The sequence below is a fragment of the Enterococcus sp. H57 genome, from assembly GCF_003112495.1.
GTDB lineage: Bacteria > Bacillota > Bacilli > Lactobacillales > Enterococcaceae > Enterococcus_B > Enterococcus_B faecium.
Window position 1 is genome coordinate 83,992 of record NZ_BEHC01000002.1, and the last position, 11,379, is coordinate 95,370.

At 39.1% G+C, this 11,379-nt stretch carries 12 protein-coding genes; 6 read left to right on the top strand and 6 right to left on the bottom strand.

All coding sequences use genetic code 11. The features are described 5' to 3' along the window. Positions 1–153 precede the first annotated feature (153 nt). Positions 154–1,524, top strand: a complete 1,371-nt coding sequence (locus tag DIZ30_RS00790; RefSeq protein ID WP_002297903.1) for an amino acid permease — start codon at positions 154–156, stop codon at positions 1,522–1,524. A 54-nt stretch (positions 1,525–1,578) separates the two neighbouring features. Here DIZ30_RS00790 and DIZ30_RS00795 read toward each other — a convergent pair whose 3' ends face one another. From DIZ30_RS00795 to DIZ30_RS00805, 4 genes are all read right to left on the bottom strand, one after another. After that, positions 1,579–2,475, bottom strand: a complete 897-nt coding sequence (locus tag DIZ30_RS00795) for a LysM peptidoglycan-binding domain-containing protein (RefSeq protein WP_002297902.1) — start codon at positions 2,473–2,475, stop codon at positions 1,579–1,581. 113 nt (positions 2,476–2,588) lie between these two features. Then, a complete protein-coding gene (locus DIZ30_RS13475) occupies positions 2,589–2,759 on the bottom strand; it encodes a hypothetical protein (RefSeq protein WP_002286849.1) in 171 nt (56 codons plus the stop codon). Further along, the gene (locus DIZ30_RS00800) at positions 2,756–3,433 is read right to left on the bottom strand and encodes an NAD(P)H-dependent oxidoreductase (RefSeq protein WP_002286851.1); all 678 of its coding nucleotides are present in this window, start codon (positions 3,431–3,433) and stop codon (positions 2,756–2,758) included. Before DIZ30_RS00800 ends, DIZ30_RS13475 begins: the two co-directional genes overlap by 4 nt. A gap of 90 nt (positions 3,434–3,523) precedes the next feature. Beyond that, positions 3,524–4,429, bottom strand: a complete 906-nt coding sequence (locus DIZ30_RS00805) for an AraC family transcriptional regulator (protein WP_002286852.1) — start codon at positions 4,427–4,429, stop codon at positions 3,524–3,526. Between the two features lie 174 nt (positions 4,430–4,603). Here DIZ30_RS00805 and DIZ30_RS00810 point away from each other — a divergent pair, with 174 nt between their 5' ends. From DIZ30_RS00810 to DIZ30_RS00830, 5 genes are all read left to right on the top strand, one after another. Beyond that, complete coding sequence (locus DIZ30_RS00810) at positions 4,604–6,058, top strand: glycoside-pentoside-hexuronide (GPH):cation symporter (protein WP_002293689.1); 1,455 nt, start codon at positions 4,604–4,606, stop codon at positions 6,056–6,058. Positions 6,059–6,073: 15 nt separating this feature from the next. After that, entirely contained in the window at positions 6,074–7,105 is a 1,032-nt protein-coding gene (locus DIZ30_RS00815) for an aldose epimerase family protein (protein ID WP_109023043.1), read from the top strand. 6 nt (positions 7,106–7,111) lie between these two features. After that, positions 7,112–8,299, top strand: a complete 1,188-nt coding sequence (locus DIZ30_RS00820; protein WP_002286858.1) for a galactokinase — start codon at positions 7,112–7,114, stop codon at positions 8,297–8,299. Positions 8,300–8,454: 155 nt separating this feature from the next. After that, on the top strand, positions 8,455–9,837 hold the full coding sequence (locus tag DIZ30_RS00825; protein ID WP_002323727.1) for a Y-family DNA polymerase: 1,383 nt from the start codon (positions 8,455–8,457) through the stop codon (positions 9,835–9,837). Next, on the top strand, positions 9,809–10,195 hold the full coding sequence (locus DIZ30_RS00830) for a hypothetical protein (RefSeq protein WP_002293692.1): 387 nt from the start codon (positions 9,809–9,811) through the stop codon (positions 10,193–10,195). The genes DIZ30_RS00825 and DIZ30_RS00830 overlap by 29 nt, the downstream gene beginning before the upstream one ends. Before the next feature lie 195 nt (positions 10,196–10,390). Here DIZ30_RS00830 and DIZ30_RS00835 read toward each other — a convergent pair whose 3' ends face one another. Next, positions 10,391–11,059, bottom strand: coding sequence for a DUF421 domain-containing protein (locus tag DIZ30_RS00835; protein ID WP_109023044.1), 669 nt, complete (start codon positions 11,057–11,059; stop codon positions 10,391–10,393). A gap of 188 nt (positions 11,060–11,247) precedes the next feature. Then, a partial coding sequence (locus DIZ30_RS00840) for an IS3 family transposase (RefSeq protein ID WP_143343981.1) occupies positions 11,248–11,379 on the bottom strand: 132 nt, incomplete at its 5' end.

The window sequence follows — 11,379 nt, forward strand, 5'->3', positions numbered from 1 at the left end:
GAAAAAGTTTTTTTCGAATTTTCCTCGCATTTTATGAAAATTTTCTGTAGAATCACATCAAGAGTTCAATAAGGCTAACCTAATAATGAAAAACATGTGTTGAAACGTTTGATTATTTTTTCTTGTTGACTCAACAACGAAAGGAGTTTTTGTATGGAAGAAGAAAAGTTAACTCGAAGTCTTAGTGCCCGTCATATCCAAATGATCGCACTAGGTGGAACGATCGGTGTCGGTCTGTTTATGGGTGCCTCCTCAACCATACGCTGGACAGGGCCCTCAGTGATGGGAGCCTATGCGATTGCAGGATTCTTTTTGTATTTGATTATGCGTGCTTTAGGCGAAATGCTTTACGTTGATCCTTCGACTGGTTCTTTTGCAAATTACGCGAGCGAGTACATCCATCCTGTGGCTGGCTACTTGACCGCTTGGAGTAATATTTTTCAATATATTGTCGTAGGAATAAGTGAAGTGATTGCTGTAGGATCTTATATGAATTATTGGTGGCCTGATTTGCCGGCAATTATTCCCGGGATCATTGTCGTCTTGTTTCTTATGCTGGCAAATCTTATTTCTGTCAAGGCGTTTGGCGAATTAGAATTTTGGTTTTCGATCATCAAAGTCATAACGATCATTTTGATGATCATTGCAGGTCTTGGGGTAATCTTATTTGGATTTGGTAATCATGGTCAGGCAGTAGGGATTTCAAATCTTTGGAAAAATGGTGGATTCTTCACTGGAGGCGTCAAAGGATTTTTCTTTGCATTATCGATCGTTGTTGCTTCCTATCAAGGAATCGAACTGATTGGAATGACTGCTGGTGAAGCAGAGAATCCTAAAAAGACGATCATTGAAGCTGTCCAGTCCACTATCGGTCGAATCTTGATTTTTTATATTGGTGCTATTTTTATCATTGTGAGTGTCTATCCGTGGAATCAATTGAGTGAGATTGGTTCACCTTTTGTACAAACTTTTTCTAAAGTCGGCATTACATTTGCTGCAGGACTGATTAATTTTGTCGTGATTACAGCGGCATTATCAGGTTGCAATTCAGGGATTTTCAGCGCAAGTCGTATGGTCTATACACTTGCCATGAATGGAAAGATGTCTAAAAAATTTCTGAAACTTTCTCGTCACGGCGCGCCTTTTTATCCTGTCGTAGCAATCTCAGGTGGAATCTTAATTGGTCTGATCTTAAATTATCTTCTACCAATGTTCATCAACCAGTCAGAAAATATTTTCGTTTTCGTATACAGCTCAAGTATTTTGCCTGGTATGGTTCCTTGGGTAGTGATTTTGATCAGCGAGATTCGCTTCAAAAAGAAGCATGCAGATAAAATGCATGATCATCCTTTTAAAATGCCACTATCTCCTTATACGAATTATGTGACACTTGCTTTTTTAGCTATCGTATTGATTTTCATGTTTATCAATCCTGAAACGAGAATCTCATTGATTATTGGACTCGTTTTCTTGCTTTACATGACGATCCATTACTTTGTACGCGAAAAAAGAACCGGAAAATAAAAAAAGAACGAAGCTTCACCTTAGTGGAAGCTTCGTTCTTTTTTATTGCTTTTATCAATTCAATTTTAGCGTCTCACCGGGAGTCAGGAAATAATTCTCCATGCTCATCCCATTCAGCGACAAGATTGTTTCTACTGGTACGCCAGTTCGTTCGGCTATTTGATTTGGACCTTCTCCTTCCAAAACTACGGTTGTCGCAGCCTGTGAAGTCGCGCTGTTGGTATTAGTTTCAGAGGGATCTGTTGTGTCTTGTGTTGTTCGAGCTTGCATTTCAGAAGCTTCTACCGACTCTGCCGTCTCAGAATCAGAAGATGTTGTGTCTTGTGTGCTTGTTGACTCTGCTTGAAGAGAGGCGCTAGTCTGCAAATAAATATCGGAAATCTTAGCTACATGATTCGTATAATTAGCCGATAATTGATTGATCAAAGTATCTAAGTCTACACCGTCTTTATTTTCTGCTGCCTGATACGCTGCACGTAATTTTCTGATCCCTTCGTCGGAGATTGCTTGAAGCTCACGTGCTTTTTGGTTAGCAACTGCTGATAAACCAGCTATGCCCTCTTGATTTCCCTGAATTTCTGTCTGGTATTCTTCAATCAATGCAGGCGTCTTTTCTTCGATCTTTTTCGAATAATCTTTTACGATTGCTTGAAGTTGCTCTGGCAAACCATTTGCTGTTTTTTCTTCAGAAGTTTGTGTCTCTTTTGTTTTAGTTGATGACTCACTTGTTTGTTTCGTCTCTGTTTTCTTTGTCGTGGTTTCCGTTATGGTCGTACTTTTCGCTTCTGACGAATTTTTTCCATGAAAATATAGACCCGCAACTCCTCCTGCTATGATCAAAAACACGGCAACTGCTGCCCCAATCATGATCATCCGCTTACGAGCTGCCTGTTTTTGCTGTCTTCTTCGGGTCATCCGAACACTTTCTCCCCACTCATTTTCATCATACATTTTTTTCACCACCAATTTTTATGTATAATAGCGTTATCAAACGCTTCATATTCTTATTGTAGCAAATAATTGCCGCTGTGCACATTTTTATCTTTGTTATTTATAAGAAAATTTCACCAGTTGAGATGATTCCAAGATTGTCCGTCGATTTCTCCTTGCAGCTGCATTGTTCGTTCGTCTATCTCAGCCATCAGTTTCTTTATTTCATATAAGAGCGCACGGTCTTGATATTCTGATTTTTCGCTTAATTCATCTAATTGTTGGATCAGCCAATCATTTGTCATAATGAAGTTCCTTTCATTTCTTGCAGTGTAAAGGTCAAGTCTTCGATCTGCTCTTTTGCCTCAGTCAGTGCTTCTACGATATATGCTTGTTTTTCAGATTCTTCTTCCTGCATTTTCTGATTTTCCTGTACTCTTTGAATAAACCAGTCAATCCGCTGAGTCAGCGATGGTTTGCCTTCCAATGAGAGATACTGCTGATAAGCAATTAGCTTCTCCCAACGTTTTTCCTGGGATAAATACATAAATTGTGCTAAAACGAATGGCGGAAGATAGGTCATATGGAATTTATTTGCGATTCGCTGATACGGCCTCAAAAATTCGGAAATCGTATATTCTTCTTTTCCTCCAGCTTGGTATTCTTTTTCCGCCACACCTGTTGTCAATACGATTCCTAGTTCTTTCCCTTTTAATACATGTGCTGCTCGTTCCAAGACATTATCTTGCCAAATTTTTAAATGAGCAGGAGAACTATACCAGTAAAACGGAAACTGGAAAATGATCCGATCATGCTGGGCCAAAAGCTGTAGTTCAGTCTCTATATCTATTTTTCCGTCTGGATAACTTGATTCCAAATGATGCCAAGTAGCTGGTAAACCAGCAGAAGCTTCTTTGAAAAATTGCTGATTTAAAGATTCTTCGATCGTTGGATGGCTAATGATGATAAGTGTACGCATCCCTTTTCCTCCTTTTTAGTCTTCGCTTTACAGTGTAGCATAACCGCCACAAGTTTCTTTTGCCGATGCTTGTCATTTTAACCAGACTAATCAGGTTGTCCAAGAAACTGCGGTTTGTTTTTCCAACTGTTTTTTCAAGGTATCCAAAGCAATATTCTTAAAATTTTCGTTTTTCATACGTTTACGATAGTTCGTAGCCGTTTCTCCGGTACTCTTTTTGAACATTCGGCTAAATACGACTAGACTATTGAACCCTACTTGATAGGCAATACTTTCCACGGATTCATCCGTCAGAGAAAGAAGAAACGCCCCTCGATTGATCCGTACCCCGATCAAATATTCCTTGATACTGGTGCCCATATGATTTTTGAATACTCGCGACAAATGGCTCCGATTGACCGCTAAATGCTGGGCGATTTCCTCAACAGACAATTTTTCAGCATAATGTGCCTCGATGTATTTGACTGTTTCAACAGCTAAAGAGGAATGAACCTTTTGTACACCTCCGCTGACCTTTCCGCCATCTTTTAAAAGGACTGATAAAAAACGGTAGGTTAATGCTGTTAACTGTAATTCATTTTCCAAGGTTTCTTCCGTATCTTTCATGCATTCTAAAATAATGTCGATATATTTTTGTATGTCAGAAGAGACCATCGTGTATTGGTCTTCTCTGAAAAGCGACTGCCGAATGATTTCTTCTGCAGCACTCCCACCAAATGAAAGCCAGCAATACATCCACGGATCTTCTCCATCTGATAAGTAAAACGTCGAGTCTCCTGGACGAATCAAGAACAGATCACCTTTTTTCAATTGGAATTGTTGATTTTTCACATGATAAGATCCTTTGCCTTCCATCACGACATGCAGGATGTAATCATTGCGAATAGCAGGACCAAAAGAATGAAACGGCATCGTTTTAGAGAAACCACAAAAATCAAAATACAATTCTTTTTCTACTTGTTGATGTTCCTTTTTTAAAAAAATCGATTGCTCCACGTCTATCCCTCCTTACTCCTTTAGTATAATGCAACAAAAAGTTAAATAAAAGTCACAGAAATATATTAAAAAGGAAGCGATTTCTTGTTAAGTTTAAGTCATTAAAAGATCTTTGTTATTCGTTGTAACCGGTTTACTTAGTATTATATATTGAACAGGAGAGGAATACAGATTATGAAAAGCAAAATGATCCAACGTGTGTCCTACGCTTTAGGCGCTTTTGGACACGACACATTCTATGTTACATTAAGCACTTATTTTATGGTATTCGTGACAAGCCAGATGTTCGCAGGAACAGATAAGGCAACGAATGCAAAAATGATTGCTACAGTTACAAGCTTAGTTGTAGGTATCCGCTTAGTTGAAATTATTTTTGATCCTTTGATTGGTGGCATCATCGATAATACTCGTACAAAATACGGTAAATTCAAACCATGGTTAGTTATCGGCGGCGTTGTTAGTTCCGTACTCTTGGTAGCAATCTTTACCAATTTCTTTGGCTTAGCTACTCATAATACGACTTTATTTATCATATTATTTGCAATCGTTTTCATCTTATTGGATAGTTTTTATTCATTTAAGGATATCGCTTTTTGGTCAATGATTCCAGCTTTGAGTACGGAAACAAAGGAACGTGAAAAATTTGCTACGTTTGCTCGTTTCGGCTCTTCTCTAGGTGCAAATGGTACTACTCTAGTCGTTGTCCCTATCGTTACTTTCTTTACCTATCTTGTTACTCATAAACATATTGAAGGCGCTTCAGGCTGGTTCTGGTTCGGTGTGATTGCTGCTGTTATTTCAGGCGGTACTGCGATTATCACTGCCTTGGGCACAAAAGAAGTCGATACTGCGATCCGTCAGCAAAATGAAAAAGCTGGGATCAAAGATGTGTTCAAAGCAGTTGCTCAAAATGATCAGTTGATGTGGCTTGCCCTTGCTTATATCGCTTATGCGATTGCCAATGTAGCAACAACTGCCGTATTATTCTACTTCTTCAAATATGTACTTGGCCAACCAACTGAATTTTGGATCGTTGGTCTAGTTGCTGCCTTACTTGGTTTAGTAGCTGTTCCACTATTCCCAATGCTTACACGCGTCATCTCTCGTCGCTACGTTTACCTTGGAGGGATCGCAATGATGATTTCTTCTTACTTTTTCTTTACGATCGCAGGTTCAAGTTTGCCAATCGTTATCATCGGGCTAGTATTGTTCTACTTCCCTCAACAATTAATTTTCTTATCCGCTTTGATGACGATCACAGACTCTGTTGAATATGGTCAATGGAAAAATGGTATCCGTAACGAAGCTGTTACTCTATCAATTCGCCCTTTACTAGATAAAATCGCTGGTGCTTTGTCTAACGGGATCGTAGGGTTTGTCGCTATCGCTTCTGGGATGACTGGTAATGCTACTGCTGCTGATATCACTGCTCATGGCGTAACGACTTTCAAAGCTTATGCATTCTATGCTCCTGCTGCTTTGATGATTTTCTCCGCTATTATTTTTGCTTGGAAGATTACATTGACAGAGAAAAAACATGCACAAATCGTTGAGGAATTGGAAAACAAATTGGCTCCAGCTGATACAATGGAAGATGAACTTCACGATGCAGTAGTTCCTTCCCATTAAGAAAGGATCTTGAAAATGAAGATTACAGAAAAAGATTTTGGCCAAGGTTATCACTTGATAACCTTGGAGAACAAAAACAAGCTAGCACTTTCTATCTCTGATTTAGGTGCTAGAATCGTCAGTTTAAAATCAAATGATCGAGAATTAGTTTTGGGATTTGACACCGCTGAAGAATATATCGAAAAAGATCCGTATATCGGTGCTTCTATCGGTCGCACCGCAGGGAGAATCGAAAATGGCCGCTTTTCTCTCAATGGAAAAACTTACCAATTAGCCATAGATCCAAAAACTGGACATAATCTGCATGGTGGTGCTCCTGGATTTGAATTAAAAAAATGGTCTTATGTCATTTTGAATGGCGAAAATGAAGCTTCTGTCATTTTTACTACTACAAGTCCCGACGGAGAACATGGTTTTCCAGGTACAATGGATGTGGAAATCCGCTATACTTTGACACAAGATAATATCTGGCGAGTGACCTCTCGCGGCACCAGTGACCAAGATACTTTATTCAATCCGACAAATCATGTTTACTTCAACTTGTCGGGAGATGCTTCTCAGTCAATCGATCAACATGAGCTTTGGCTCAATAGCGAAGCTTATGCTCCTTTGCGAACAGATAGTATTCCTATAGGGGTAAAAGAAAATGCTGCAGGAAGTGCTTTCGATTTTCAAATACCTAAAAAATTAGCGTCCGTTTTTGCTAGTGATTTGGATCAAAAAAATCTTGTTGACGGAATCGATCATCCATTTTTCTTAAAAGAAACCGGCTTGGATAAAGAAGCCGCTCGCTTGACTAGCCCCGATAAAAGAATCCAAGTAGATATTGCTACAGATGCTTCTAGTGTGGTTATTTTCACTGCAAATTTCGGCACAGAAACACCAGAAATGCGCAACCGAAAACTGGCACATCATGGTGGCATCACATTTGAGACTCAAACAGCTCCAGGTGCAGAGCGCTTCTCAGCATTTGGTTCGATTCATTTAAAAGCCGGATCAGTATTTGAAACAGTGACAGAATTCAAAATCAAAACAAGAAAGGAATAACTCATCATGGAAATCAAAAGAAGCTTAAACACAAAATTTGCCGAAACATTCGGACCTAAAAAAACTACACAATACTTCTCACCAGGACGCATCAATTTGATTGGTGAACACACAGATTACAATGGAGGCCATGTCTTCCCCGCTTCCATCACTTATGGAACGCAAGGTGTAGCAGCACCTCGAGACGATAATAAAATATTAGTTTATTCCACAAACTTTGACGATATCGGTGTCATTAGTTTTACTTTAGATGAGCTAGAATATGATAAAAAAGCAAACTGGGCAAATTACGTAAAAGGAATGGTCCTTAAATTAAAAGAAGCTGGACACTCAATCGATCATGGGTTTGAGTTGTTAGTGGAAGGAACAATCCCTAATGGTGCAGGACTTTCCAGTAGCGCTTCATTAGAATTATTGGTAGGTGTTGTATTAGAAGATCTGTTTGATTTAAAAACAGATCGCTTGGAACTAGTCCAAACAGGTAAAAAAGTAGAAAATGAATTCATCGGTGTCAATTCAGGTATCATGGATCAGTTTGCCATCGGCTTCGGTGAGCTAGATCATGCAATCTTATTAGATACAAATACGCTGAAATACGAAATGGTCCCAGTGAAACTAGATGGTTATGCAATCGTCATCATGAATACGAATAAGCGGCGGGAATTGGCAGATTCAAAATACAATGAACGTCGCAGCGAATGCGAAGAAGCCTTGGCACGTTTGCAAAAAACTTTGCCTATCTCTTCTTTAGGAGACTTAGATGAAGAAGAATTTGAATCAACTATTGACCAAATCGGCGATGATACATTGATACGCAGAGCTCGCCATGCCGTTTCTGAAAATCAGCGGACTTTGAAGGCAAAAGCTGAATTAGAAGCTGGGAACTTAGAAGCATTTGGTCAACTGTTAAATGATTCTCACCACTCTCTTCGCTATGATTATGAAGTAACTGGGATCGAATTAGATACACTAGTAGATGCTGCTCAAAAACAAGAAGGTGTCTTAGGTGCACGAATGACAGGAGCTGGATTTGGTGGCTGTGCGATTGCTCTTGTCAAAGAAGAAAATATACCTGCCTTCAAAAACAATGTCTATGATGAATACATGAAAGTTGTCGGCTATGCTCCGGAATTTTATGTTGCACACATTGGAAATGGGACAACAAAGATCGATCCAGAAGCTGTTCATGTTTGATAAAAAAATCAACGATCTCAGCTAAAAACAAATAGATAAAAATAACCTCTCAGCAATTTCCAAATGTGAGCCTTTTGCTCGTATTTGAAAATTGCTGTTTTTTATTGACACGGAAAGAGAACATGTGTTCTAATTGTGTTGAAGAGGTGATTGTTATGTGGGCGAATCAAAATCCGGTATTTGTTTATGAAAAAGAACCTTCAAGAGATATTTTATGTATTGACTGCAAATCTTTTTACGCCTCCGTAGAGTGCGTTGAAAAGGATCTTGATCCCCTTACAACTAAATTAGTAGTCATGTCCTATCCGTCCGATTCGACAGAAACACGGGGTAGCGGATTAATCTTGGCTTCCAGTCCTGCAGCAAAAAAAGCTTACGGCATCACCAATATCAGCCGTGCCAGAGATCTTCCCTTCCCCTATCCAAGTGATTTATATATTGTTGCCCCAAGGATGGCCTATTATATGGAAAAGAACAGAGAAATCAATTCTATCTATAAAAAATATGCAGACGAAGCGAACCATCATGTCTATTCCGTCGATGAAAGCTTCCTTGATGTAACAAATAGCATGGCACTCTTTGGTAAAACAAATGCGTACGACATGGCTAAACTGATCCATAAAGATGTGTTTAAGCAGACCGGAATCTACACGACTATAGGAATTGGCGATAACCCGCTACTTGCTAAACTAGCCTTAGACAATGGCTCAAAAGACGGAAAGCAAATGTTTGCTGAATGGCGTTATGAAGATGTACCAGAAAAGTTATGGAAAATCTCAGATATCACTGACTTTTGGGGAATCGGCAAACGAACAGCAAAACGTCTGAAACAAATGGGTATACATTCTGTTTATGATTTAGCTCACGCGGATTATTATCACTTGAAAAGCAAGCTAGGGGTCATCGGTACTCAGCTTTATGCCCATGCTTGGGGGATCGATCGAAGTTTTTTGGGACAAGAATATACACCAAAATCAAAAAGTATCGGAAATAGTCAAATCCTAGATAGAGATTATACAAGACGAGAAGAAATCGAGATCGTTATCAAAGAAATGGCCGATCAAGTCGGCACTCGCTTGAGACGATCTGCAGCAAAAACACAAGTAGTCAGCTTATGGGTAGGATACTCTTTAGGCTATCTTGATCCAAATGGCAAGACCGGGTTTCACCAGCAAATGAAAATCGAAGCGACAAATGCTAGCAGAGATCTAGCAGATGCTTTATTGACCATTTTCCATCAGCATTACCACTACCAGGATATTCGGCGTGTAGGCGTGAACTGTTCCGACCTCGTATACGCGACAGGTTTACAGCTTAACCTTTTTGAAGATCCTGAAAAGCAGATAAATGAAGCGAAAGTTGATTTTGTTGTCGATACGATTAGAAAAAAATACGGCTTTCAATCAATCATCCATGCGCATAGTCTCTTGCAAGGAGGACGCGCCATCGCACGTAGTTCTCTCGTTGGCGGGCATGCAGGTGGTATGAGTGGATTAGAAGGTGGAAAAGATGAGACGGACAGCAAAAAAATTCATTGACTATAACGAGTATCGAGATCGGCCATTTGGATTAAAATGGGGGACTGCTTTTGCGATGGAAGAACTAGTCAACGGTATCAAAAAAAATGAAGAAGAAGCACGCAAACAGCCTCTTCCTAAACAACAAATGACATTGCAAGAAATCGATAGTATACTGACAGAAGCCTTTTTATCTCGTAAAGCAGTAATCATTCAGCTCAATTTAAAAGATGAATTTGGAAGACTCTTGGATGAGGTCGAAGGGCACTTCATTGGTGAAGCCTATGAAGATTACTTTATGATTGACCATCAGCCGATATTGTGGGAAGACGTACGGTATATTGAGTTAAAGGAAACAAAAAAATGGTTTGTGACATGAGAGGTTGTGACAGAAGTGATCAACTTCAAAAAATAAGAAAGGATTTTTCGAAAATTGCTTCTTAAATTTTTGTGGAATTTTGGCTTATTTTTCGAAGAAGCAACTTCTGGAACAACGTATATTAGATATCAGAGGTTGTGAAAAAGTCGCTTAGTTTTGAGTAACAATCCAAGGCGCTGATTTCACAACCTCTGTCTATCCATCTATTCGGTAAGATTCATGCATGACGTCTTCTTTATTTAGTATGTAGAGCCCTTTTTCTTCTGACCATTCAACATAAATCAGCTGTTTTACATCTGCATAGCCTTCTTTCTTCAAGTTCTCCATAAGCCATGATTCAGTCAATTGATTGGACTGAAGCACTTTATGCTGAATTTGCCCTTCATCTACAAGCAGGATCGATAAAGCTTTGTCTTCATCTGATTTTTTCAATACACTCATTTGACCGGCATTCTCTAGGATAACATGTTTGGCATTTTCAAGAGAAAAGCATTCCTGCTGTCTTAAGATTGCTCGCAACTGCTCCATCTCGATATGGTTATTTGTCAACTCTGTCATGTTGATGACGCCGTCTTTGATTAGAACAGATGGCTCGCCTTTGACCCAACGATTGACCTTTTCATTTCTTTGGACGATACGTTCGATACCATAAATCATTACTGCCCAAAGCGCAATGGCAAATAGGACATGCCCTACATGGACATTGTCATCATAGGTTGATTCTTCTAAGATCCCACCTAAAACAAGCGTATAGACTAAATCAAACGGTGTGATTTCTGACATGGATTTCTTCCCAAGCAAACGTACCACTAATAATAAACCGATCAACCCGAATACCAGTTTTATTGTAATTGAAAAAATCATTTTTTCTCCCCCTAACTATCTGTTAATTAAATTATATATGCTTTCTCACGAACACGCATGGAATATACAAGGAAGAAATGTATCCTTTTACTAAAAAAAGGACTGTGACACTGTAGTGACCCCCAAAAGTTAGACTTTTTTGGAGTGGAGAAATCCACTCCTTTTTTTCATGCTCTAAAATGATATTTTTACACAACCGTTACGGTTGTTTTACGAAATTGGACGAGACTTTGCCAGTTTAATTTCTGTTTTATCCGTTCATTATTGTAGTAATAGATATAGCTATCGATGGCTGATTTTAATTCCTCGAAACAGTTATA